30 protein-coding genes and 1 pseudogene are annotated in these 23,590 nt (G+C 57.3%); 5 read left to right on the top strand and 26 right to left on the bottom strand.

The window, feature by feature from the left end:
- Nucleotides 1-145 precede the first annotated feature (145 nt).
- The 7 genes from SIB92_RS18720 to SIB92_RS18690 form a co-directional block, all read right to left on the bottom strand.
- Nucleotides 146-856, bottom strand: coding sequence for an ATP12 family chaperone protein (locus SIB92_RS18720; protein WP_412553444.1), 711 nt, complete (start codon nucleotides 854-856; stop codon nucleotides 146-148).
- On the bottom strand, nucleotides 853-1,530 hold the full coding sequence (locus tag SIB92_RS18715; protein WP_412553443.1) for an HAD-IA family hydrolase: 678 nt from the start codon (nucleotides 1,528-1,530) through the stop codon (nucleotides 853-855). The genes SIB92_RS18720 and SIB92_RS18715 overlap by 4 nt, the downstream gene beginning before the upstream one ends.
- 52 nt (nucleotides 1,531-1,582) lie before the next feature.
- A complete protein-coding gene (locus SIB92_RS18710) occupies nucleotides 1,583-2,086 on the bottom strand; it encodes a lactoylglutathione lyase family protein (protein ID WP_412553442.1) in 504 nt (167 codons plus the stop codon).
- A 104-nt stretch (nucleotides 2,087-2,190) separates the two neighbouring features.
- Nucleotides 2,191-3,246, bottom strand: coding sequence for an RluA family pseudouridine synthase (locus tag SIB92_RS18705; protein WP_412553441.1), 1,056 nt, complete (start codon nucleotides 3,244-3,246; stop codon nucleotides 2,191-2,193).
- Nucleotides 3,243-3,632 (bottom strand): fluoride efflux transporter CrcB, encoded by a 390-nt coding sequence (gene crcB / locus SIB92_RS18700; protein ID WP_412553440.1) that lies wholly within the window; start codon nucleotides 3,630-3,632, stop codon nucleotides 3,243-3,245. The genes SIB92_RS18705 and crcB overlap by 4 nt, the downstream gene beginning before the upstream one ends.
- 101 nt (nucleotides 3,633-3,733) lie before the next feature.
- Entirely contained in the window at nucleotides 3,734-5,059 is a 1,326-nt protein-coding gene (locus SIB92_RS18695) for a replication-associated recombination protein A (RefSeq protein ID WP_412553439.1), read from the bottom strand.
- A 17-nt stretch (nucleotides 5,060-5,076) separates the two neighbouring features.
- A complete protein-coding gene (locus SIB92_RS18690) occupies nucleotides 5,077-6,459 on the bottom strand; it encodes a trypsin-like peptidase domain-containing protein (RefSeq protein WP_412553438.1) in 1,383 nt (460 codons plus the stop codon).
- A gap of 134 nt (nucleotides 6,460-6,593) precedes the next feature.
- Here SIB92_RS18690 and SIB92_RS18685 point away from each other — a divergent pair, with 134 nt between their 5' ends.
- Nucleotides 6,594-6,902 (top strand): hypothetical protein, encoded by a 309-nt coding sequence (locus SIB92_RS18685; RefSeq protein ID WP_412553437.1) that lies wholly within the window; start codon nucleotides 6,594-6,596, stop codon nucleotides 6,900-6,902.
- Nucleotides 6,903-6,911: 9 nt separating this feature from the next.
- Here the strand turns inward: SIB92_RS18685 and SIB92_RS18680 are convergent, their stop codons facing one another.
- From SIB92_RS18680 to SIB92_RS18640, 9 genes are all read right to left on the bottom strand, one after another.
- The gene (locus SIB92_RS18680; RefSeq protein WP_412553436.1) at nucleotides 6,912-8,081 is read right to left on the bottom strand and encodes an NAD(P)/FAD-dependent oxidoreductase; all 1,170 of its coding nucleotides are present in this window, start codon (nucleotides 8,079-8,081) and stop codon (nucleotides 6,912-6,914) included.
- Nucleotides 8,082-8,134: 53 nt separating this feature from the next.
- Nucleotides 8,135-8,893 carry an alpha/beta fold hydrolase gene (locus tag SIB92_RS18675; RefSeq protein WP_412553435.1) on the bottom strand — a complete coding sequence of 253 codons (759 nt, stop codon included), beginning with the start codon at nucleotides 8,891-8,893 and terminating at the stop codon, nucleotides 8,135-8,137.
- A 146-nt stretch (nucleotides 8,894-9,039) separates the two neighbouring features.
- The gene (gene rplQ / locus SIB92_RS18670) at nucleotides 9,040-9,459 is read right to left on the bottom strand and encodes a 50S ribosomal protein L17 (RefSeq protein WP_209064880.1); all 420 of its coding nucleotides are present in this window, start codon (nucleotides 9,457-9,459) and stop codon (nucleotides 9,040-9,042) included.
- A 147-nt stretch (nucleotides 9,460-9,606) separates the two neighbouring features.
- Nucleotides 9,607-10,623: a DNA-directed RNA polymerase subunit alpha gene (locus SIB92_RS18665; RefSeq protein WP_294116193.1), complete on the bottom strand. Its 1,017-nt coding sequence runs from the start codon at nucleotides 10,621-10,623 to the stop codon at nucleotides 9,607-9,609.
- 115 nt (nucleotides 10,624-10,738) lie between these two features.
- The gene (gene rpsK, locus SIB92_RS18660; protein WP_093325885.1) at nucleotides 10,739-11,128 is read right to left on the bottom strand and encodes a 30S ribosomal protein S11; all 390 of its coding nucleotides are present in this window, start codon (nucleotides 11,126-11,128) and stop codon (nucleotides 10,739-10,741) included.
- Between the two features lie 15 nt (nucleotides 11,129-11,143).
- Nucleotides 11,144-11,512 (bottom strand): 30S ribosomal protein S13, encoded by a 369-nt coding sequence (gene rpsM / locus SIB92_RS18655; RefSeq protein ID WP_294116191.1) that lies wholly within the window; start codon nucleotides 11,510-11,512, stop codon nucleotides 11,144-11,146.
- A 222-nt stretch (nucleotides 11,513-11,734) separates the two neighbouring features.
- Nucleotides 11,735-12,079: a hypothetical protein gene (locus SIB92_RS18650; protein WP_412553434.1), complete on the bottom strand. Its 345-nt coding sequence runs from the start codon at nucleotides 12,077-12,079 to the stop codon at nucleotides 11,735-11,737.
- A 37-nt stretch (nucleotides 12,080-12,116) separates the two neighbouring features.
- On the bottom strand, nucleotides 12,117-12,281 hold the full coding sequence (locus SIB92_RS18645; RefSeq protein WP_412553433.1) for a hypothetical protein: 165 nt from the start codon (nucleotides 12,279-12,281) through the stop codon (nucleotides 12,117-12,119).
- Nucleotides 12,282-12,378: 97 nt separating this feature from the next.
- Nucleotides 12,379-12,864 (bottom strand): hypothetical protein, encoded by a 486-nt coding sequence (locus SIB92_RS18640; protein ID WP_412553432.1) that lies wholly within the window; start codon nucleotides 12,862-12,864, stop codon nucleotides 12,379-12,381.
- Between the two features lie 62 nt (nucleotides 12,865-12,926).
- Here SIB92_RS18640 and SIB92_RS18635 point away from each other — a divergent pair, with 62 nt between their 5' ends.
- Entirely contained in the window at nucleotides 12,927-13,277 is a 351-nt protein-coding gene (locus SIB92_RS18635) for a hypothetical protein (protein WP_412553431.1), read from the top strand.
- Nucleotides 13,278-13,318: 41 nt separating this feature from the next.
- Here the strand turns inward: SIB92_RS18635 and SIB92_RS18630 are convergent, their stop codons facing one another.
- Nucleotides 13,319-13,540 carry a DUF4926 domain-containing protein gene (locus SIB92_RS18630; protein WP_412553430.1) on the bottom strand — a complete coding sequence of 74 codons (222 nt, stop codon included), beginning with the start codon at nucleotides 13,538-13,540 and terminating at the stop codon, nucleotides 13,319-13,321.
- A 76-nt stretch (nucleotides 13,541-13,616) separates the two neighbouring features.
- A pseudogene (locus SIB92_RS18625) lies at nucleotides 13,617-13,865 on the bottom strand (nucleoside monophosphate kinase); the annotation flags it as partial.
- 131 nt (nucleotides 13,866-13,996) lie between these two features.
- On the opposite strand from SIB92_RS18625, the gene SIB92_RS18620 reads away from it, so the two are divergent.
- Both SIB92_RS18620 and SIB92_RS18615 read left to right on the top strand, forming a co-directional pair.
- Nucleotides 13,997-14,671, top strand: coding sequence for an outer membrane protein (locus tag SIB92_RS18620; RefSeq protein WP_412553429.1), 675 nt, complete (start codon nucleotides 13,997-13,999; stop codon nucleotides 14,669-14,671).
- Nucleotides 14,672-14,953: 282 nt separating this feature from the next.
- Nucleotides 14,954-16,978, top strand: coding sequence for a hypothetical protein (locus SIB92_RS18615; RefSeq protein ID WP_412553428.1), 2,025 nt, complete (start codon nucleotides 14,954-14,956; stop codon nucleotides 16,976-16,978).
- An 88-nt stretch (nucleotides 16,979-17,066) separates the two neighbouring features.
- Here the strand turns inward: SIB92_RS18615 and SIB92_RS18610 are convergent, their stop codons facing one another.
- The 5 genes from SIB92_RS18610 to SIB92_RS18590 all read right to left on the bottom strand — a co-directional run bounded on the left by SIB92_RS18610 (nucleotide 17,067) and on the right by SIB92_RS18590 (nucleotide 21,704).
- Nucleotides 17,067-17,642, bottom strand: a complete 576-nt coding sequence (locus tag SIB92_RS18610) for an adenylate kinase (protein ID WP_294116188.1) — start codon at nucleotides 17,640-17,642, stop codon at nucleotides 17,067-17,069.
- Nucleotides 17,639-19,003: a preprotein translocase subunit SecY gene (gene secY / locus SIB92_RS18605; RefSeq protein ID WP_294116186.1), complete on the bottom strand. Its 1,365-nt coding sequence runs from the start codon at nucleotides 19,001-19,003 to the stop codon at nucleotides 17,639-17,641. Before secY ends, SIB92_RS18610 begins: the two co-directional genes overlap by 4 nt.
- A gap of 108 nt (nucleotides 19,004-19,111) precedes the next feature.
- Entirely contained in the window at nucleotides 19,112-19,585 is a 474-nt protein-coding gene (rplO, locus tag SIB92_RS18600; protein ID WP_412553427.1) for a 50S ribosomal protein L15, read from the bottom strand.
- Between the two features lie 159 nt (nucleotides 19,586-19,744).
- Nucleotides 19,745-20,869 (bottom strand): amidohydrolase, encoded by a 1,125-nt coding sequence (locus SIB92_RS18595; RefSeq protein ID WP_412553426.1) that lies wholly within the window; start codon nucleotides 20,867-20,869, stop codon nucleotides 19,745-19,747.
- Between the two features lie 139 nt (nucleotides 20,870-21,008).
- A complete protein-coding gene (locus tag SIB92_RS18590; protein WP_412553425.1) occupies nucleotides 21,009-21,704 on the bottom strand; it encodes a helix-turn-helix transcriptional regulator in 696 nt (231 codons plus the stop codon).
- A 97-nt stretch (nucleotides 21,705-21,801) separates the two neighbouring features.
- Between SIB92_RS18590 and SIB92_RS18585 the strand changes: the two genes are divergently transcribed.
- A complete protein-coding gene (locus SIB92_RS18585) occupies nucleotides 21,802-22,275 on the top strand; it encodes an SRPBCC family protein (protein ID WP_412553424.1) in 474 nt (157 codons plus the stop codon).
- A 58-nt stretch (nucleotides 22,276-22,333) separates the two neighbouring features.
- Here the strand turns inward: SIB92_RS18585 and SIB92_RS18580 are convergent, their stop codons facing one another.
- The 3 genes from SIB92_RS18580 to SIB92_RS18570 form a co-directional block, all read right to left on the bottom strand.
- Nucleotides 22,334-22,546, bottom strand: a complete 213-nt coding sequence (locus tag SIB92_RS18580) for a DUF1127 domain-containing protein (RefSeq protein ID WP_412553423.1) — start codon at nucleotides 22,544-22,546, stop codon at nucleotides 22,334-22,336.
- A gap of 211 nt (nucleotides 22,547-22,757) precedes the next feature.
- Nucleotides 22,758-22,973, bottom strand: coding sequence for a DUF1127 domain-containing protein (locus tag SIB92_RS18575; RefSeq protein WP_294116179.1), 216 nt, complete (start codon nucleotides 22,971-22,973; stop codon nucleotides 22,758-22,760).
- Between the two features lie 232 nt (nucleotides 22,974-23,205).
- On the bottom strand, nucleotides 23,206-23,421 hold the full coding sequence (locus tag SIB92_RS18570) for a DUF1127 domain-containing protein (RefSeq protein ID WP_412553422.1): 216 nt from the start codon (nucleotides 23,419-23,421) through the stop codon (nucleotides 23,206-23,208).
- Between the last annotated feature and the right edge of the window lie 169 nt (nucleotides 23,422-23,590).

The following is a 23,590-nucleotide window of genomic DNA, read 5'->3' as shown; positions in this document are numbered from 1 at the left end:
CGAAAGTAGATGTTCAGAGATTACACCCCCCTCACATCGGTGTTCAGTTTGGTCGCATTCATCGCCAAACGTCAAGAGGTCCATCACGCAATACTATCAATGCTTGCGCTATCAGCCTCTTGACCTTGTTTTACATGCAAATCGCTCAGTCTTTGCTCAGCTTGAAGAAGGCGTAAGCGTGCATAAACGCTTGCCTTTTCTTCTCGGCTTCCTCAGCGGCGTCCTCGTCACGTCCCCACTGATCTTCCTGCCATTGCTCGTCGATTCGGGAGAGTTCCCAAAGCGTTTCGATCGGGTGCAAATCACAGGTTGCGGCGAATCCGATGATCAGCGATCCGGAGATGCCCACCAGATCATGGAACGCAGCCAACTCGAAGTTGTTGAAGCTGTGTGTTTTCTCGCTGAGCTTGCTCAACGCGTCGGCATCCTGCGCCGCAAACATCACCCCAGCGACAGGCTTCAGACGGGCATCGAATGCCTCTGCCGCCCAGTCCAGAAGCGGGTCCCAGGCCGCCGACTGACGGGCGATCAACTCTTCGGGAGTGGTGGCGCGGTAACAGACCAAATCGCTGCCGCCGTATTCCGCCAACATATCCGCCACTTCCCCATGCTGCACCGCAACCTTGTCGATCGCCGCATTCACAGACCGGGTGACTGGCATGCTGGTCGGATCGATTTTCTCGTCCTGCGCATCCCATTCGGCGACAACAGCCTGTGCCATCGCCTCGGTGGGCACAACCAGCGGCGCCTTGGCCGGGGTTTTTACCCCGCGCCCGTCCAACAACACTTTGTAGCCCCCTTCTGTGGCTTCGTAGGTTGTCTCTTTCCAAAACCGTTTCTTGGCCCATTCACTCATGGCTGAACCTCCCAAATCTGTGTCAGCGCGTTTTCCAGCGCCGCAAAATCCTCAACGATACGGTGAGCTGCGCCCAGCGCATCCCGCGCGTGATAGCCCCAGCCCACACCAATGCCAGCCACGCCAGCAGCAGCGGCCATCTCCATGTCGTAACTTGTATCGCCAATCATCACCGCGTCGCGCGCATCCACACCGGTTTCCGCCAGCGCTGTTGTGATCATCGACGGATGAGGTTTGGACGGATGGTCATCGGCCACTTGCGTGGTCACAAACATGCCCAGCAAGCCATGCCCATCAATCAACTTGTCGAGCCCGCGCCGTGACTTGCCTGTGGCCACGCCCAGCAACACATCGTCCTGGGCCCGCAGCCGTTCCAACACATCGCGCGCGCCAGAAAAGAACGGCGACGACTGGGCCACACCTGTCTCGGCGCGCCGCTGCATGTATCCCTGTTTATAGCCGTCCACCAAACGCGCTCGCAGCGCCGCATCCGCCTCCGGCAACAGCTTGAACATCGCCACGTCCAGCGACAGGCCCACAATCGACAGCGTGTCTTCGCGGCTTGGCGGCGCCAGCCCTTCCCCTTCAAAGGCAAAGTTCATCGCCTCGATGATCAGCCCCTGGCTGTCCACCAGCGTGCCGTCCACGTCAAAAATCACCAGTTTGAGCCGCATAAGCCCTCCGCGCGTTCTGTGGCGCTTGCTTCACCACGGACGCGCGCAGAGGTCAAGCATCGTCGGCGTAGGCACCCGAGGAATAGGTCAGCTCATAAGAATGACTGTAGAGTTCCACCAGATTTCCAAACGGATCCTCGCAATAGACCATGCGATATGGTTTCTGATCTGGATAGTAGTAGCGTACCTGCTGCATCCGCTGCTTCCCGCCCAGCGCCTCAATGCGTTTTACTCGCTCCTCCAGATCGCTGTCCTGCAGGCAAAAGTGGAAAATCCCCGGCTTCCAATAATCAAACGGCGGCTTGCTGTCGTCGGTCTTGGGAAATTCAAATAGCTCAATGCCCACCCCATCTCCGGTGGACAGATGCGCAATCCGAAACCGCCCCCAGCCTGCGCCGAACACGTCGTCACACATCTCGCCAATCGCACTATTATCCTGCAAAACCTCTGAAGGTGGCATGAGCAGGTAAAGATCAAAGGCTTTGGTATAGAATTCAACCGCCCGATCCAGATCGGGCACGGTGATGCCAATATGGGAAAACGACACAGCCGGCATGGGCTTCTCCTCTCGAAATGACGTGCAAAGTAAAAAAGTCGCGGAATGCCTCAGCATGCCACGACTTCACTTACGCGCCAAATCCAATGAGAGATGACAAAACCCTAGCGCAGGCTCTCAAACGGGTCGTCCGCAGCCAGGTCTTCGGACCAGCCAAAGGTCTCCCAGGTATGCGCCATATGCTCCGGCAAGTCGGCGGTCACTGTCACCACTTTGCCCTTGGTTGGATGCATAAAGGTCATAGACCGCGCGTGCAGGTGCAACTTGTTGGAAATCATCCCACCCAGCTTTGCGCCCCAGCCATCGCCGAGGTTTTCCTGACCGGACCCACCATATTTGCCGTCACCGATAATCGGATGCCCGATCTCCGCCATATGCGCGCGCAGCTGGTGTGTCCGGCCGGTGATCGGCTCCATCGCCACCCAAGAGGCCCGACCGGCCACACGGTACAGCGTTGCATATTGCGTGATCGCGCGCTTTGCGCCCGGCGTGCTGTCGACTTCCCGCGGATGCACCGCAATCATCTTCTCGCCTTCGCCCCGCGCCCCATGGCCGCCCGCTTTCACCAACCCGTATTTGATCTCGCCCAGATACGGCGTTGGTACACCGGCCACCACGGCCCAGTAAATCTTGCGGGTTTGCTTATGCCGCATCGCCTCGGTCAGCGCTTTCGCCGCAGCCCGCGTGCGCGCCAGCAGCAACACCCCAGAAGTGTCTTTGTCCAACCGATGCACAAGGCGCGGCTTTTCTTCATAGTCAAACTGCAACGCCACAGACAGACCATCCACATGCCGCGTCTGTTTACTGCCGCCCTGTGTGGGCAAGCCTGCGGGCTTGTTGATTGCGATGATCTCGTCATCTTTGTAGATCACGCTGTCCAGCATCATTTTGGCGTCAGCTTTGCTGACCTTGGTCACAGCCCGCGTCTTTTCCCGCTGCGCCACCTCATGCGGCAACGGCAGGGGCGGCACGCGAATGCTCTGGCCTTCCTCCACACGGGTATTGGCCTTCACCCGGCCACCATCCACTCGGATCTCGCCCTTGCGGCACATCTTCTCGATCTGCCCTTGCCCAACATGGGGAAACTTGCGCTTGAACCACCGGTCCAACCGTTGATCGCCTTCACCGTCTGCAACGGTCACTGTCTGTACCCGGCTCATGCCAGCAATCCTCTTGTCACGGCCATGCCCAGCATCAGCGCGCCCACCGCGCCAATCACCGAAACAGCCACATAAAACGCCGCCGCGCCAAAGGCCCCGCGCTCCATCAGGTTCACAGTTTCCAGCGAAAACGCCGAAAACGTTGTGAAGCCTCCAAGCAGCCCGGTCATCACCAATGGCGACAGGTGTGTCAGGCCACGTTGCGCTGCCAACACCACAAAGGCTCCCATCAGAAAGGAGCCAATCACATTCACTGTGATGATCGCCAGCGGGAAGCCATTCCAGAAGCCCTGCCCCACCAGCCGCACCACACCGATGCCCAGCAGATAGCGCAACGCCGCGCCCACCGCGCCGCCCAAAGCCACATATGCCACGTTTAAAACCATCACGCGTCTCTCTGCGCTTTGCCTCGCAATGTCAAGAAAACCGCTTTCTTCTTCCCTAAATACCTCGGGGGAGTCGCCAATATGGCGACGGGGGCTGCCCCCTACCCGTTCCGTTTGGTGCGCAGCTTGGCAAAATACTCCATGCGTCGCTTCAACTCGCGCTCATAGCCCCGTTCAACCGGCGTATAGATCACCGGCCGTTTGATGCCTTCCGGGAAGTAGTTCTGCCCCGAGAACCCGTCCTCGGCATCATGGTCATATTGGTAGCCATCGCCATAGCCTTGATCCGCCATCAACGAGGTTGGCGCATTCAGGATATGTTTGGGCGGCGGCTCGGAACCGGTCTTCTTCGCCAAAGCCCGCGCTGCCTTATAGGCCGCATAGCCCGCGTTGGTCTTAGGCGCGAGCGCCAGATAAATCACCGCCTGCGCCAGCGCCAATTCGCCCTCAGGACTGCCCAAACGCTCATAGGTCTCCCAAGCACTGAGGCACACGCTCTGTGCCTGCGGATCAGCCAAAGCAATGTCCTCACAGGCCATCCGCGTCAGCCGCCGCGCCAGGAACCGCGGGTCTTCGCCGCCTTCCAGCATACGCGCATACCAGTAGAGCGCCGCCTCCGGATCAGAGCCGCGCACCGATTTGTGCAGTGCCGAAATCAGGTTGTAATGCTCATCGCCGGACTTGTCGTATTTCGCCGCCCGCCGCATCAAGCGGGTGGACAGCGCATCGGTGTCCAGCTTGCTATCCACTTTCCAGGCCATGACCTGCTCGATCAGGTTGAGCAACGCCCTCCCGTCGCCATCCGCCATCTCCAACAGCGCTTCCCGCGCCGGACCATCTAAGGGCAAGGGCTTGTCCAGCTCTTTCTCCGCCCGCTGCGCCAAACGCTCCAGATCACCCAGCGCCAACCGCTCCAGCACCAAGACTTGCGAGCGCGACAGCACCGCCGCGTTCAGCTCAAACGACGGGTTCTCCGTGGTCGCGCCCACCAGAAGGATGGTGCCGTCTTCCATGTACGGCAGAAACCCATCCTGCTGCGCCTTGTTGAAGCGGTGGATCTCGTCCACAAACAACAACGTGCCTTTGCCGTTCGCCCGCCGCACCTTCGCGGCCTCAAACACTTTGCGCAGCTCGGGCACACCGGTGAAAATTGCGCTGATCTGCACAAAATGCAGCTCGGTTTCATCCGCCAGCAGCCTTGCAATCGTGGTCTTGCCGACACCGGGCGGCCCCCAGAAGATCAGCGACGACAACGACCCTGAGGACAGCATCACACCCAAAGGCGCCTCCGCCCCCAGCACCTGCTCCTGCCCAATCACTTCGGACAAAGATTTTGGCCGCAGCCGATCCGCAAGCGGTCGCGGTGCTTCGCCCGCCGGCTCAGCCGCAGGAATGTCCGCCGGAGTGGTGTCAAAAAGGTCGGCCATCGTGCGCCCAGAAGTCCTTACAGTCTAAAGCGCATCACCACCCGCTGGGTGCCGCGCTGGACCTCCAACGTAAGCCGCTTGCGCGCATCCCGCAAAGCTTTGTCCGCATCTTTTGTGGTGAGGATTTCTGTGCCGTCGATCACACGCAACACATCGCCCGGCCCAATGCCCAACCGCGCACCTATCTCACCGGGGTTTTCCACCATCACCCCTTCCAGGCTCAATGGCAGGCCATATTCACCCAACACCGCCGGATTGATGTTGGAGATCACCATTCCGGGGATCGCCGACTTCCGACCGGTCTCGATGGTGTCACGGCTCGGCACATCCGGCGCCACATCCATTTTCACGGAGCGCGTCACCACATCTCCATCCCGCAAAGTCTCAACCGCAACATCGCTGCCAAGACCGGCCACCGACATGCGGAAAATCATCTCCGCCGGCGTGTTCACCGGCTGGCCATCCAGCGCGACAATCACGTCACCGGCCTCGACACCCGCCGCCAGGAACGGGCTGACCTCATGCATGGCCGAGACCACGATGCCGCCCGCACGATCGAGCCCCAAACCTTCCGCCATGTCCGCATCCACTGGCTGGCCAAACATACCCGCCCAGGGACGCTGGAAATCATCAAAGCCTTCCCGCGCCTGATCCACAAACTGCGCCACCAGATTGGCCGGAATGGCGAAACCAATCCCGTTGGACCCACCGGAGCGCGTCAGGATCGAGGTGTTGATCCCGATCAGATCACCGTTGATGTCAATCAGCGCACCACCAGAGTTGCCCGGATTGATCGCCGCATCGGTCTGAATGAAATAGCCGCGCGCATTGCCCGTCGCCACGCCGGACCGCGCCAACCCGCTGACGATCCCACTGGTCACGGTCTGCCCCACGCCAAACGGGTTGCCAATCGCCATAACCAACTCGCCCACATCCACATTGTCACTGTCACGGAACTGCAAAAACGGCAGCCCTTCGGCATCTTTCAGCTTCAGAATGGCCAGATCGCTCTCTTCATCCGCCAGAAGCACCTCGGCGGTGTACTCACTGCGATCATTCAACTGCACGCGAATGTCGGTCGACATACCAACCACGTGATAGTTGGACACCACAATGCCGTCCTCAGACAGGATCACACCCGAGCCCAGCGAGTTCTCCACCCGCGGCTGTGGCGTGCCAAACCCGCGAAACAGCTGGTCGAAAAACGGATCGCCCGTGAACGGGCTCTGACGCACCTGCACAATCTGCTTGGCAAAGATGTTAACCACTGCCGGCGCCGCTTCTTTCACCAAAGGCGCAAAGCCCATAGAAATCTCGGCTTGCGATTGCGGGACCTTGGTCTCTGCTGACACCGTGGAAGCCAGGCCCAGCGTGAGGGAAATCAATACAGCGCGGATCATGCGTCATCCTCAATTGTTCAGTGCAACGCATATGCGCAGCAGCCTTTAATAATGCAAGCCACTCCGCCGCTTGCGACGGCAGACATCCGCCCGAAACCATTGACTTAGCGCACCAACCTCGGAACCCTAACCGCATGTCTTACGACCAACAATCCACACCAATCACCGCCTTCGAGTTGCGCCGCCAGCTTGACGGGTTGGTCTACACATTCGTCCGCGCATTGGGCGCTAAGGGACGAACAGGCTTCCTGCGCGAAGACGGCCCATATTGGATTGTGCATCACGTCACTTTGGGCTGGGTTGCAGCCGACTTTGACAGCAACGAAATCATGGGCCGCCCCTGGGATCTGCTCACGCCACAATCTCCAGAGGCCCCGCCCGAAGGCATATGGGTCAGCCGCAAAGGTCCAAAGTCCTACGTCTACGACCTAGTGTACATCTAAGACACAAAGTTATGGCAAAAACGACGTGGTGTACCCCTGCCCCTCCAGTGCTTGACCCATCACCTTAAGCGCCCCCAGCCGCCCGATCTCATCGGCACACTTCGCCCCGGCCCCATTGCCACCGGTCAAGGCAAACACCCGATCGGTCTGGCCATAAATCAGGGGATTGCCTTGCGGCGTGAAACTGGTGGCACAGCTGCCAAACGTCACGCCTTGAGAGGACAAACTGGGCATCAGCTTAAACAGCTGATCCGCCATATAGCTTACTGCCTTCGCATCCCCACCGCTGCGGAACCACTCTTTCATCTCGGCCACCGTTGTCAGCTCCACATCCACCGGATCGCCACCGATTTTCAGATAAGTTTTGCCATCCGGATAGCGCACTGGCGGCAAGATGTAGCAATCCCCAGCTCCATTTGGAAAGAAGTACACCACCGACGGCATGTCCTTCAGCCGGTTCGCTTCAATCTCATCAATCTCCACAAAAGCAATCGTACGGGCATAAGCCTTGAGCGGCACTGGCTCCGGCAACAGTCCCGAAGCCTTGGAAAATGCCCCGCTCGCCACAACAACCTTGTCGCCCCGCAAAACCTCGCCACCAGCGCATCGAACAGTCACGCCGTCCGACCCTTCCAGCACCTGCACAACTTCGTCGCGCACCAAGGTGACCCCTTTGGCAATGCCACTCGCGATCTCTGCCGCCACATGCGCACGCGGATTGATCCAGCCGCCACCTTTTTCAAACAGCCCAAGTATCCCGTCCGGGAAGGCAAAGAACGGAAACCGCTCTGCCAGAGCCCTGCCTTTCAACGCCTCATGCGCAATGCCTTCGACCTCAGCAACCGCCGCAGTGTCGCGCATATAGTCACTGCCCGCGCCGTATTCTGGCCCCGCCATCAACGCGCCGACTTGATAGAAAAAACTTTGTCCGCCTTGCGCTTCCAAGGTTGCGTAGCGGCGCATCGCAGCATCCGCAAACCTCGCCCAATCCCGACTACCGTCCAACCGCCGCGTGATCCGCGCCTGATCGTAATGGCTGGCAAACACGCCGTCATGTGTAGCGGCATTCTCAGGCTCCGCTGGCCCCACCAGCGCAACCTTCGCGCCCATCTCTGCCAGATGCCGCGCACAGGCACTGCCCCACAGGCCAGCGCCCACCACAATCACGTCAAAGCCCATCAACGCCCCTCCAATTGCCACCGCGCGACCATGCCTCGCGATCCTTCAGAGCACTAGCCCAACTGCACCGCTTTCAACGTGGAATAGTGCTCTCCATCGGGCACCACATGAAGCACACAAGATGACGGCACCATGTCCTTGATCGCTTCCGCCATCGCCAAAGGCGCCCAAGTGTCTTTGTCCCCGTGCCAAATCTCGACCGGAGCCTGCACGTTACGCAACTCGTCAGACCAGTCCGCAACATAGGCGGCCAGATACGTCAAATATCCAACTCGATGCGCAACAAAGCTGTTGCGCATGCCCTCGGTCAAGGCCGCCACAAACTGAGAGTCTGCCAACAAAACCCGCTCCTGCGCCCCACATTTGGCAAACAGCTGTTTGATCAACACCCCGGGCGCATTGCGCGCCAACAAACCCTGCGCTGCCGTCAGCACCCGCAACACGCGCGGACGCTTCATGGCCAACTTAAACACCGGCGCACCTGCCATGTCCGGCAAGAAATCCCCTAGCTGCAATGGCGCTGCTGGCGACACCACTGTCACGCGCGCAACCCGCTCCGGGCCCGCCGCTGCCAAGCGTAACGCCGCCATAGCCCCAATCGAAAACCCAACCACGTGGAGTGCCTGCCCGCCATTTTGGGCCACAGCCGTATCAAGCGCGACCTCCAAATGCTCTAGAGGCGCATTGCCTGCACACTCAAACAGATTTGGCGCTACCACCACACGGTCCTCCGTTGCCAACAGCGCCGCATCCAGCGGGCTGCCCGGCACGCCATGGCAAAAGAAAACGGGAGTTTGGGAAGAGATCGTCATCGCAGCACCTTTTGGATTTCCTCACAGAGGTAGTGCCGTGCTTTTGGATCCAAAACGTGACGGGTTGTCTCAGGCATACCCTAAAACGAAAAAGACCCCCGCCATTCTAGCAGGGGTCCAGGCATCTGGTTGATCCAGATGGAGATTTATTCTTCGGCGGCTTCTTCAGCTGCCACGCGAGCCTTGTCGGCCGCGCCTTTTGCATCAACGTCACGATCCACAAATTCGATGATCGCCATTGGCGCCATGTCACCATAGCGGAAGCCGGCTTTCATGATGCGGATGTAACCACCTTTACGCTCTGCGTAGCGTGGGCCCAGAACGTCAAACAGTTTTGCAACATACTGGTCTTCTTTCAGACGAGCCGCTGCCTGACGACGCGCGTGCAGGTCACCACGCTTTGCCAGCGTGATCAGTTTTTCAACGATCGGACGCAGTTCTTTTGCCTTTGGCAGGGTGGTTTTGATCTGTTCGTGTTCGATCAAGGAACCCGCCATGTTGGCAAACAGGGCTTTACGGTGTTCGTGAGTACGGTTCAGGCGGCGATAGCCACGAGCATGACGCATTTGATTTCTCCTAATTCGCGTTTTGCTTTGTCAGACCAGTGATGCGTGTCACCAGTTCACCTTGGGGCGGAGGCCCATATTGTCCCCGGCAGGTCCGGGCATTGGTTGAGCGGGGCACTTACGCGACCCGCTCAAATCTTGCAAGACTTAGAAGTTGTCTTCGAACTTCTTGGCCAGATCTTCGATGTTGTCTGGTGGCCAGTCCTCGACATCCATGCCGAGGTGCAGGCCCATGCCGGACAGCACTTCTTTGATCTCGTTCAGAGACTTGCGGCCGAAGTTCGGTGTGCGCAGCATCTCTGCTTCGGTCTTCTGAATCAGATCGCCGATGTAAACGATGTTGTCGTTCTTCAGGCAGTTCGCAGAACGTACGGACAGTTCCAGCTCGTCCACTTTCTTCAGCAGAAGCGGGTTGAACTCGAGACCATCGTCCTCTTCCTGACGGCCCGCAGATTCTGGCTCATCGAAGTTCACGAAGATCGACAGCTGGTCCTGCAGGATGCGCGCGGCGAAGGCCACGGCGTCTTCCGGCGTGATGGAACCATCGGTGTCGATTTTCATGGTCAGCTTGTCATAGTCCAGAACCTGACCTTCACGGGTTGGCTGCACGTCATAAGACACGCGCTTCACCGGAGAGTAGATCGCATCGATTGGGATCAGACCAATAGGTGCATCTTCTGGCTTGTTCTTGTCCGCAGACACGTAGCCTTTGCCGGTGTTGACGGTCAGCTCGACATAAAGGTCGGCGCCATCATCCAGGTGGCAGATCACGTGATCTTTGTTCAGAACTTCAATGCCCGCGCTGTCGCTGATGTCGCCAGCAGTCACGGCACCCGGACCTTTTGCATTGATGGACAGACGCTTAGGGCCTTCCACTTCCATGCGCAGGGACACGCCCTTCAGGTTCAGGATGATGTCGGTCACGTCTTCACGGACACCAGCAACGCTGGAGAACTCGTGCAGCACGTTGTCGATCTGAACGCTGGTGATGGCCGCGCCTTGCAGCGAGCTCATCAGAACGCGGCGCAGCGCGTTGCCCAGGGTCAGACCAAAGCCACGCTCCAGCGGCTCGGCCACAACAGTGGCTTGGCGCGCAGGGTCGTTGCCTGGCTTAACTTCTAGCTGAGTAGGCTTGATCAATTCTGCCCAATTCTTGTGGATCATGCGTCCCTCCATTCTTGTCCAGTTCCCATGTTCCAAAAGAACCGGACGCCCGAGGTTTCAAAATGACGAACTGGGGCCGTGCAAAACACGCGGCCCCAGCCAGTAGAAATGTCGCTTAGACGCGGCGGCGCTTTGGTGGGCGGCAGCCGTTGTGTGCGATTGGTGTTACATCACGGATAGAGGTGATGTTGAAACCGATAGCAGCCAGAGCGCGCAGTGCGGATTCACGGCCGGAACCTGGACCCTGCACTTCAACCTCAAGCGTTTTCACGCCGTGATCTTGTGCTTTTTTGCCTGCATCTTCCGCAGCCATCTGAGCAGCATATGGGGTGGACTTACGGGAGCCCTTGAAACCCATGGTGCCGGCAGAGGACCAGGAAATCGCGTTGCCCTGAACGTCGGAGATCAGGATCTTGGTGTTGTTGAACGAAGAGTTCACGTGCGCAACACCAGAAGCGATGTTCTTACGCTCTTTTTTCTTCGTACGAGTCTTATCGCGTGCCATTGATCAAACCCTCCCTTACTTCTTCTTGCCGGCAATCGGCTTCGCAGGACCTTTGCGGGTACGTGCGTTGGTGTGGGTACGCTGTCCGCGCACCGGGAGGTTACGACGATGGCGCAGACCGCGGTAGCAGCCCAGGTCCATCAGACGTTTGATGTTCATCTGCACTTCACGACGCAGGTCACCTTCAACGGTGTAGGTCGCATCGATGTGCTCACGGATGGCCAGAACTTCTGCGTCAGACAGCTCGTTGATACGACGGGTTTCGTCGATCTTCACGCTCTCGCAGATTTCTTTGGCGGATGCTGGTCCAATACCAGTGATATAAGTCAGGGCGATCGGGACCCGTTTGTGGGTCGGGATGTTAACGCCGGCAATACGTGCCACGTGTCACTTTCCTTTTCGTTGCGGTTCCGTAGCTCCGGAACCTTTTTTCACAACGTAAGCCCGACGCTTGCAAGCGATCGGGCCTCAGCTGATCAGGTGGTCTTGCAACATGGGTGCGACCCACGCGCAAAGAATTGATTCTCCGTTAAGAGATGGGGTGATTTAGGGGGGATTGAGGGGGGTGTCAAGGAAGTTGAAGGCTCTTTTTGGGTGATGTTATCCTCAGACGCTGTCTCGAATTCCGTCGGCCCACCTGAAACTCAATTTTGCCCCAAGGAAATTGTCTAACTCTTTTGCCGCACTCAAGATGTCACTTCCTTCATCAACCACGATGAGAACGCCGGTATTTGGGTCACCATCTTCACTACAAAATGAGACAAGCCCTGTTTGAGGCACCCAACAAAGAACGCAGGCGACGTCTACTTCTCGAAGTATTGGAGCCATCAGCTCTTTGGCAACGGAACTGATGCTATTGCCTACAACACCAATGCCGGTTCCGCGACCTGACGGCCATAGCTCCGATTGCACCGATATCTCGATTTCTCTTACGCTAGACGTCAATCCCATGCCTCTCTATTCGCTTCTGTCGCTCAATCTTCATGTTTCACCTGCCGACAAAGTCACCATCCACCACATATTCATTTAAAAGCGCCTTCAACGATTCAAAATGACCCGGGCGATCTTTGGTCGACAGTCCCTCCGCCAGCATCACTTGTGTGACAAACCCTGACGCACTGCCCGGCGCGGATATGGAAAGCTCTTGGCCCATGCGCGGCGGCAAGCAAAATCTAAGATCAACGCAAGCTCGATCCAAAAACAAACTAAGACTGTACTCCTGTTCAGTGGGACGTTTCACAACAACTCTCTCAATCGAAACGCTTCCTGCCTATCACAATGCGATGAATCGCGTCGTCCTTGAACTCGACCGAAACATCTCCGCCCCCAGCAAAGTTGAACCGCAAAGACGCCCCCAAAAAACCAACAGGACTGTCTGGGATTTCTTTGCGTCGATGCACAGGCTCCCCCAGAAGCGCCTCTACTTCGCTGGTGCCGAACTCCCGTTCCAAACCAAAAGGTAAGTCTCCTTGAAACCTAGAATAAGCCGTATCTTCCGATGCTTCGGCCGCGGCGTCCTCGGTGACATAGAGGAAAATCTCCTCAACCTTCAAAGGGGCGCTTTCTTCCTCCTCAACCAAATGCACCTCAACTCCACCGTCATAGTCACTGGCCACGTACTCCCCCCAAAAGCCCTCGCCCATAGGGTGCAGTTCCAAGACATGCGCGAGCGGTGTGTCGCTCCACTCTTGGCCCGGAAACTTCTGCGGCGAATCCGCCCAAATTTTGCTTTTCACTTCCCTGCTCTCCCCCCGTTTGCTGCCTGCAAATCATACGGCACAACTTTGGATTGTGCAATTTGGCGCAGCGCTACCCGAAACCCAAAAGCGAGCTAATGGTCTTCCCTTGGAAATCGCACGACGCGATGCCGGAGTTCTGCTTGCCGAAATGGCCATTCGCGCTTCAGCTCTTTCAGAGTGGTCAACACCGCCTCGCACCCCGCCGCACTATCTTGGCGTTCAAAAAGCCCTATCGATCCCTGCGCATCCATGAGTTCGAAAACCTGCTCTGTGTCTCCAGTCTCCACAACCTGTTCAAGCTCTTGAATAGCCTGCTCAACACGGCCCCGCCCCGCGAACCAACCGGCACCGAAAACAAGACGCTGGAACCCACAGCCGACAATCTCTTCTGTCCCATCATGTACAAATGAAAAAACACCCTGAAGGCCTTCCAAGTGTGTGACTCGCGCCACTACCGTACATCTCCCGAATCAAGGTCTAAGATCGCGATCGTCGCTCCTTTCTCGTCCACAAACTCTGCGACGCACGCACCTTGCGATCCCAGTGGGATGTCAATCACCGTCCCTCTGGAGCCGGCCAATAATTCGCCATGGTCGCTCCGGAGTTCAACCTCCTCATACAGGTTGAACTCTGTGCCACCGCTCAAACCGAACCGGTTCTTGTTACGTGTCATAGTGCTCCACCCCCACAAACAAAAACAGAGCGCCCGAAGGCGCTCCGCTCAATACATCCAAAAGGTGAGTGTCAAGTCAACCCAACACTTTCGTCACGGAGGCCTCAACCTCATCCATCGAGGCCAGACCATCAATCGAGGTCAGATTGCCTTTGGCGTGGTAATACCCGATCAATGGCGAAGTCTGTTTGTAATACGCCATTAAGCGCACCTTCAGGCTTTCTGCGTTGTCGTCCGCACGGGCTTCGCCACCGTTGGCAACCGCCTCTTTGGCCCGGTTGATGATGCGCTCTACCACAACCTCATCATTCACCTGCAATCTCACGCCGCCTCACCCAAAACTCAAATACCTGTTACGTCTCACAATTTTCTCCGCGCCGCTGTGATTGTAGTTGATTTCCCATTTCTTGTGTCCTCGCAGAAGTTGTCCCCGCACAGACACTTCTGGAGAAACCAATGAAACACATCCCCGCCGTGGTGGCCGCCGCCATCTCTCTCACCGCCTTTGCCACAGCGCCTGCCATGGCTGAAGGTTTCTACGTCAGTGGCAATATCGGCCTCACCTCTTTGGGCCATACGCTAGAACGCAATGAGGCCACCTCCGGTCTACCCGTGCCGGACTCCGCTGGCATTTCCCGCGTGCAATCGGAGGATGCCAGCGTCGGCTTGGCCCTCGGCTACCACCACAACTTCACCAACAACAATTTCTTTGTGGGCGGCGAAGCCTTCTACAACCATGAGAACGCCAGCACCCGCAACATCGTCGGCGTGCTGGGCACCGACATCAATCTTAATTCCAGCTACGGCGCCCGCCTGATCGGCGGGGTGAATGTCACCCCGAAGTTCAGCCTTTACGGCCACGTCGGCTACACCCAGCTGGATTTTGACGTGCACAACTCCTACACCTTTGCCCCGCCCACCCGCGATGCCGGGTTCAATGAAGGTGGTGTCTCTCTCGGCGTTGGGGCGCTTTATGCGGTGAACGACCGCGTGTCGCTCTTTGCCGACTACACCAAAGTCACCGACGTGAATTTCAACGGCTTGCCCGAAGTCGCCGGCGGCACAGGACGAGTGAACGCCAACGGCCTCGACATCGACCGGATCAGCTACGGCCTGCGTGTGTCGTTCTGACACCGATCACACCGCAACACTCCGCCCTCTGGGCGCTTATAAACCAACCGGAGCACACCCGTGGTGCTCCGGTTCCGGGGTGCTTCGCAGAAATGTGGGTAGCGCCCCACCGCTCAAATGCTTCCGCGTCTTTAGGCCAGATCCGCCCAAAGTTCGAACAACCCACCGTTGCCAACTCAACGCTAATTTTCCTCCAATTTTCTTGATTGCATCACAGCGCAATGGCAAGTTGACCGCGTAGCAATCAAATTCATGGATTGCTTGTTTGGTAGGAGTTTTTTGATGAACATTATTGGCGATCTAGTTATTCGGGATTCCGTTGTAGATTTTGCAACCTCCCCGGAACTCTACGGAGCGCTCAGCGTTGTGAGCACGGTGGTCAACGGCACAACCTATGTGTACGTGTCATCCGCCGGTGACGACGGCATTCAGATCCTCACTTTGGGAGATGACGGCAGCTTAACGGCAGTTGGTACCTTTGCCGACACCAGCAGCACGCTACTAAATAACCCGCGACACATTGATGTTGTGACGGTTGGCGGCAATCAATTTCTGGTTATTCCAAGTGCAAATGACGATAGCCTCACAACTTTGCGCATCACCGGCTCCGGCCCGAATGAAGGGCAATTGGTACTGGGTGACACCATCACAAACGGAGGTGGTAACAGCCTTGACTGGGCAAACAACGCCGAGACGTTCACCACCCCAAACGGCGCCTTTGTTGCTGTTTCAGCCTATTATTCCGATGCTGTCTCGATCTATCAGATCGACGGTACGGGGGCATTGACCCTGGTTGATACCGAAGTCGACACCGGAAATGTGAACTTTCGACTCGGCGCCGTTCAAGACATCTCGATTCACAGCATTGGCGGAAAAACATTCCTGTACGCGTCGTCCTATGACGAAGACGGTATCTCGGTCTTCGAGATTTCCAACACCGGACAATTGGCCTTTGTTACCAGCGTCTATGCTGGCAGCGTGGCACTGGCAGGCCTCGTAGCTGGCACGTTCAACGGTCAAAACGTCCTGATTGCCTCGGACTTTTCAAACGACCGCTTCTACGTGTACCAACTCGATGGAACCGGAAGCCCAAGCTTGCTTTCAACCTACAACTTTGGCTCCATCAACGGCCTATCCAACCTTGATCGCCCGGAAATCATTCAGATTGCCGGCGTCTCCTACATTGTCGCGGCCAGCGAGTTCAGTGACTCCCTGAATATCTTCACTCTGGACAACTCCGGCAACATAGAGCTGGTCACCCAGGTTCAGGACCTTGGCCTGTTAAACGGCGCGTTCGATGTGGAGCACGTACAAATGGGCTCGCGTCACTTCCTGCTGGTGACAGCCTATAGCGGCCATCGCATCACCTCGGTCGAGGTTGGTGCAAGCAATGATGCGTTGGTCGGTACTTCGGAAGATGACCGTATTGTCGGGCTCAATGGCAATGACGATCTGATTGGACGGGAGGGCGACGACCAGCTTATCGGCGGCAATGGTGACGACGTGCTGTCTGGCCGGATCGGCAACGACTACCTCTCAGGTGGCGACGGTTCCGATGTGCTTATTGGGGGCCGCGGCAATGACATCCTACAGGGCGGTGACGGGCTGGACATTCTTGTCGGCGGCTCCGGGTTTGATCTGGTCAGTTATTCGCAATCCGACGCGGGTGTGACCATCAACCTCACTGCCAAGACCGCATCCGGCGGCCACGCCACCGGCGACGTCCTCAGCGCGATCGAGGATGTGAGAGGCTCCAACCACAGTGACGTTCTCGTGGGCGACCATCGTGGCAACACGCTCAGCGGCGGCAACAGCAACGACTCCCTGCGGGGCGAAGGCGGCAACGACAAACTGTTTGGCGGCTCTGGCCAGGATTGGCTTTTGGGCGGAAACGGCTATGATCTGCTGTCCGGCGGTTCCGGCAGCGACCAACTGTTTGGCCAAAACGGACACGACACCCTGATTGGGGGCGACGGTCACGACAAGCTGCTTGGCGGCAACCACGATGACCGTCTCAGCGGTGGGCGCGGCAATGATACGCTGAATGGCGGAACCGGCGACGACACCATGATCGGCAGTAGCGGTCAGGACGTCTTTGTCTTTGTCGACAATCATGGCACGGACGTGATCACCGATTTTGAAAATGGCGATCTCATCAATTTCCGGGGCCACTCGAGCTTCAACAGCTTCTCTGACGTCTTCTATATCGAGATTGCGGGCAATACCTACATCGGATCCGGCGCCAATACGATCCAGCTGACAGGGTTCTCTGCCTCCGATCTGGACGCATCCGACTTCCTGTTCTGATAAGGCAAGTCACAGGGGACCTATTGGTCAAACAAAAGCCCCGCATCTGATGATGCGGGGCTTTTTGTGTCTCTAATGTAGGCTGGGCTTAACCCAACACACCTGCCACAGAGGCCTCAACCTCATCCATCGACGCCAGACCGTCAATCGAGGTCAGGTTGCCTTTGGCGTGGTAGTAGCCGATCAACGGCGCGGTCTGCTTGTAGTACGCCATCAAGCGCACTTTCAGGCTTTCCGCATTGTCGTCCGCACGGGCTTCACCACCGTTGGCAACTGCTTCCTTGGCGCGGTTGATGATGCGCTCTACCAGAACCTCATCATTCACCTGCATCTCGATCACGGCGTCCAACTTCTCGCCGCAGTCTTCCAGCAGCTCGGCCAGCGCATCAGCCTGCGCCAGCGTGCGTGGGAAGCCGTCAAAGATGAAGCCGCCCTTTTTGTCGCCTTCCAGCTGCTCGCGGATCAGGCCAATCACGATCTCGTCGGTGACCAGCTCACCACGGTCCATGACCTCGGCAACCTTCTTGCCCATCTCCGTGCCGGAGGTTTTGGCGGCGCGCAGCATGTCGCCCGTAGAAAGCTGGATCATGTCGCGCTTCTCTACGAGACGGCCAGCCTGGGTTCCTTTACCGGCACCGGGCGGGCCAAGCAGAATAATATTCATCGACGAGCAGGTCCTTTGCGTTTGCGTTTGTTCCGGCCTTTACCAGACAGCTGGGACTTTTCAATAAGCCCTTCGTACTGGTGCGCCAGCAGATGGTTCTGAACTTGCTGGATGGTGTCCATGGTCACGGAAACCACAATCAGAACCGAGGTGCCGCCAAAGTAGAACGGGATCGCAAATTGTCCACGCAGGATCTCCGGAAGGAGACACACTGCCGCAAGGTATGCAGAACCCAGAACCAAGATACGGTTGACCACATACTCAAGGTATTCTGCGGTGCGCTTGCCCGGGCGGATGCCCGGCACAAAGCCGTTCTGGTTCTTCAGGTTGTCGGCCACATCGTCAGGTTTGAAGCTGACGTTGAAGGTGTAGAAGTAGGCAAAGAACACAATCATGGACACGAAGAACAGCAGATAGAGCGGCTGTCCTGGGCCAAAGTAGGCCAGCAGGGTCGACATGATTGGGCCGGTTTGGCTACCGGAGAAGGTCGCAATGGTGGTTGGCAGCAGCAGCAGGGAGCTGGCGAAAATTGCCGGGATCACGCCCGCTGGGTTCACTTTCACCGGCAGGTGAGAGGAGCCACCGTCATAGACTTTCATGCCCACCTGACGACGCGGATACTGGATGTGGATCTTACGCAGCGCCCGCTCCATGAAGACCACAAAGGCGATGGTTGCGATGACCATGAAGATCACAGCCACAATCACCGCTTCGCTGATCGCACCGGTGCGGCCAGACACAAAGAACTGTGCCAGAGCCGCTGGCAGTTCGGCCACGATGCCCACAAAGATGATCAGGGAGATGCCGTTGCCGATGCCGCGTGCGGTGATCTGCTCACCAAGCCACATCAGGAACATGGTGCCGCCAACCAGCGTCACAAGGCAGCTGAAGCGGAAGAACATACCCGGATCGGTGACCAGCTCACCGGCCTCCAGGCTGACCGCGAGGCCGTATGCCTGCAGCGTTGCCAATGCCACCGTGCCGTAGCGGGTGTATTGGTTCATTTTCTTGCGGCCTTGCTCGCCTTCTTTCTTGAGCTGCTCCAACGCAGGAACCATCGAGCCCAGAAGCTGCACAATAATGCTGGCCGAGATATATGGCATGATGCCCAGAGCAAAGATCCCCATGCGTCCCAGCGCGCCGCCGGTGAACATGGACAGGATGCCGCCAATGCCCGCGCCCGCCTCTTCCATAAATTCACGGAGGGCAACGCCGTCGATGCCCGGCACCGGAATCCATGTGCCAAGACGATACACAATCAGCAATGCCAGTGTGAACAGGATGCGATTGCGCAGATCGGTGGCTTTTCCAAGCGCGGCCCAGCTGGTGTTGGCCGCCATTTGCTCTGCTGCAGATACCATTTAGGATCTCTCTTAGACTGGAAACGCCGCCAGAACCGTTTCCCGGTTTGGCGGCGTTAGGAAAACTTGGAAGATTATGTAAGCGGGTCTGTGCCCGCTCACAACCTCTTATTCAGCCGCTGGCGCGGTTTTGACCGTCAGAGAGCCGCCCGCTTTTTCGACAGCTTCAATAGCTGCTTTAGAGGCGCCGGTCACTTCGATGTTCAGCTTGGCGGAAACTTCGCCTTTTGCCAGAACACGGATGCCGTCTTTAACGCGGCGCACCAGACCGGAAGCAACCAGGGCTTCTTCGGTGATCGCGGCAGAGGCGTCCAGCTTCTTCTCGTCGACGAATTTCTGAATCAGGCCCAGGTTTACAACAGCATATGCCTTGCGGTTTGGCTTGTTGAAGCCGCGCTTAGGCAGACGCTGGTACAATGGCATTTGGCCACCTTCGTAGCCGTTGATCGCAACACCCGAACGGGATTTCTGACCTTTGATACCACGGCCACCCATTTTACCTTTTCCGGAACCGGGGCCACGGCCAACGCGCATGCGTTTCTTAGTTGCGCCAGGATTGTCGCGCAGTTCGTGCAGTTTCATATCGCTTCTCCTTGCCGGAACTGACCCACGAAGCGTATCGGGCCAAACACGGCTTTTCTTGATTTTGATTCTATGGCGCGCAGAACGCCACCGGGGGCGTATAGACCCTCAGGGGAGGGTTTGCAATGTGGAAGATGGCCCGCACCCTCATCTTCGACCCTATAGGTTTTGATGTGCGAGCCGCACCCAAAACGCAACTCCATGCGCAATGGCGTCATCATTAAAATCATACGACGGATTGTGCAGTGGCATGGCATTGTTCCCCCCGAGCCCATTGCCCATCAAAATGAAGGCCCCAGGTCTGTGAACCAAAAACTCCGCGAAGTCCTCGGAAAACCCAACCCGTCCATAAGTTGCGTCAACCGTCCCGACGTCACCCGCCGCCGCAGCAATAGTGTCAGTGGCACGATCTTCATTCACCAAGGGACGGAAAGAGGTCGAATAAGAAATCTGCCCCTTTGCACCCTGAGCAGTACAAACCCCTTCCACGACGGAACGCATTCGGCTCTCAAGGGTTTGGGACACCTCCTGCGAAAACCCCCGGCAATCGCCACGCAACGTCACATTGCTGGGCAGAATATTGCGCGCGCCATCGGTCACAAACTCTGTGACCGAAACAACCGCATGCTCACGTGGCGGCACATTGCGCGAGATGATGGACTGCAACTGCATCACAATGGCCGAGCCAACCACGATCGGATCAACGCCTTTCTCCGGCATTGACGCATGCCCGCCCTGCCCCTCAATCATGATCTCAAAGTTATCTTCAAACGCACAAAACGGACCAGACTGCGTGGCAAAATGCCCGAGCGCCATACCTGGCATGTTGTGCAGACCATATATCGCCGCCATGGGAAACCGCTCAAACAATCCGTCGGCAATCATTGCCGCGGCGCCGTTGCCGTTTTCCTCATCCGGTTGAAAAATAAAGTGCACGGTCCGCTTTAGCGTCTGATCCTTCGCCAGCTTGAGCGCCGCGCCGAGCAGCATTGTGCTGTGCCCGTCATGCCCGCAGCCATGAAAAAGTCCGTCCCGCGTCGAACGATAAGAGAAGCCATTGGCTTCCTGAATGGGCAGCGCATCCATATCGGCGCGCAAACCAATGGCCGTTTCATCCGGGCCACGTCGCAGGGTGGCGACAATACCGCACTGCCCAACGCCACGCACAACTTCAAGTCCCGCATTTGCCAAAACGTCAGCAATCAAGCGCGGCGTGCGCTCCAGATCAAATCCCGTCTCAGGGTAGCTGTGTAGGTCGCGTCGAAACGATGTGAGATCCAGCACCAAAAGCGCTCCTTATGAATGTCTAGATGTGGCTGCGTGTCCTACAAACAGACATAACAAAGTGATGCGGTCTTTTTACCTGAATTTCTGGATATTGTGAGCAGTTGTCGCAAGGATCTAGGGCCCAAAAGGAAACTGCTCAGGACGCCGCTTTCCGCTTCGCCATCACCTCGTCCCACCCGGCAATCAACGACGCCCGCCGCCCCGGATACCCCTCATTCAGCACATCCAGCGTCGCAATCCGGTCTGTACGGAAGTGCCGATAGTCCTGCCGTGTCTCACACCAGGCCACGATGTAGCGCTCGCCCACAAAGTAAGCGATCAGCAGCGGCCAGATCACGCGTTGGCTCTCTCGGCCTTCGCCATCCCGATAGCTCAGCCGCACCTTGAAACGCTCCCGAATGGCAACCCGCAGACGCGCCCCGTCAAACTGCTCTGCTTTTGGTCCTCTGGCGACAATCGCGCGCGAACTGGCATCTAACACCACGGGCCGCAGTTCTTCCGGGATCGACTCGGTCAGCTTGGCGACCAGATCTCGCGCCGCACGCGCCAAGGTCGGATCGGCCTGCCCCGCAACCATGCCGGCCCCCAAAACGGCCGCTTCCAACTCATCTGCGGTCAGCATCAGCGGTGGCATGTCATAGCCCTCATCCAGCACATAGCCCATACCGGCCTCGCCTGTGATGGGCACCCGCTGCGCGATCAACTCCGCCATGTCGCGATAGAGGGTGCGCAGCGAGACTTCCAATTCGACAGCCAACTCCCGCCCCGTCACCGGTGCGCGGGCGGCCCGCAATACTTGGATAATCTGGAAAAGCCGTTCTGTGCGACGCATTTTTCACTCCTGCTGACACACTGCTGACATAACGCTGTCAGCAGGGCAACATTAGACAGGTCGCAACACATTCACTTTGTCTGAAAGAGACCGCCACATGTTGCACGTTGAAAGCACCCGCACCATCTCCGCTGACCCAGCCACTGTCTGGGCAGCGCTCGCCGACTATATGGCCATTGATGTCATTGCGCCGGAGGTTGTGAAAGTAGACGTTCTGTCGGAAAACAGCACTGGTCTTGGCGCCAAACGCCGCTGCCATTTTCCAAACGGCACCTCACTGGTGGAAGAAGCCATCACCTGGAACGAAGGCCGCGGCTACCGTGCGGCGATGCTGGACATGGGCAAGATCCCCTTCAAGACCGCGCAGGCCGAGATTCGCCTCACCCCAACTAGCGACGGCAAAACCCACGTCTATTGGTGCATCGACTATCAGCCAAAGTTTGGCCCGCTTGGCTGGCTCATGGGCGCAACGCTAATGAAGCCGCAACTGCGCAAAGTGCTGAACGGCAACCTGACCGGTTTGGAAACGTTGGTCACAGCCCCCAATACTGCGATGCCGCAGGCCAGCTGACAAAACAAAACGCCCCTGCGGATCAGGCAGGGGCGTTACAATCGATGTTTTGGGTCGCTCAGCCGTAGACGTGGGCTTTGGCGATGCCTTTGATGTCGTAGCGGTTAACGCCAATATCGGCCAACTCGCGATCACTCATGCGGGCCAATTCCCGAACGGTGGTTTTGTATTTCTGACGCAGCACGCGGGCTGCTTTATACTCTTCAATGGACGCACGCAGGGTTGCAAAAAGATCGATGCGGGCGGTCTGAGCGGTTTGAACAAATGCCATGATGGTGGCTCCTTATCTATCTGTGCCGAAACGTATTTTTCAGCGATTTTCTGTTTTACCTTCTGGTGGCCTCAACATAGGCCCGACCGTTAGCGCCAACAATTGCCAGATTGATCTGTCCGATATGCATCTTTGTCATGGCTCTTTACCTCTCAGAAACCCAAAAGCCCCGGCAGATGCCGAGGCTTTCCGTTTTCAAACTTGGGAACCTTTAGCGTGAAATCGTCTGGTCCCGCGCCAGCTTTTCGATGTCGTGGCGTGACACGCCAATGTCGTCCAGTTGCCGGTCGCTCAACCCGCCCAACTGCCGCGTGGTTTCGCGGTACAGCGCGTTTTGCCGGTGCTCCGCGCGATAGGTGGACCAGGCATCATAGATGCGGGCGCCCATACCAATGCTGCGCGAGTGTGGTGTGTTCAAATAGGCCATCAGACAAGTCCTCCTTGGGGCGCCGATCCACCTTCGGATAGCGCGGTTGTGTGTCAGTCATATGTGGGTCTGTGTTACCTCACAGATAAAGGTCTCCGCCGCGCCCCTTTCAACAAAGGCAAGCGACTATCTCCTATGCATCTAGGACAAGGTTTTGCGAATTCCAGCCAAACGCAAAAAAGCCCCGGAGCAATCTCCGAGGCTTTTGGGGAGTGTCTGGTTGTCCTGTATCTTACAGGGCCAGAGCGCCTTTACGCGCCACATCTTCGATGTCACCGCGGTTCAGGCCAATGTCAGCCAGTTCGCGGTTGGTCAGCTTGTTCAGCTCTTTGACAGTCTTGGCGTAAGACGCGTCGCGCTTACGGGTCAGCAGCCAGTTCTCAACCAGACGGGTGAAACGGCCTACGATGTCTACGGCTTCGATGTGCAGAGATGGAGCATGTTGCATGAGTTTATCCTTCAAGTGCCGATGCGCCACTTCGGCTTGACGCGCATTATCTGTTCATACGGTCCATTTAGTGCTGAAGTTTTCGGCGTGGTAGGCACAAGAAAGCATCCCAGATATGCACTTTGCGAATATCGATGGAAGCGATGTTAATCATTCGAATTCGGAATGA

It is taken from the genome of Shimia sp. MIT1388 (genome assembly GCF_047124445.1).
GTDB lineage: Bacteria > Pseudomonadota > Alphaproteobacteria > Rhodobacterales > Rhodobacteraceae > Shimia.
Note: the sequence above shows the minus strand (reverse complement) of the source record. Positions and strands in the feature narration are given on the sequence as shown.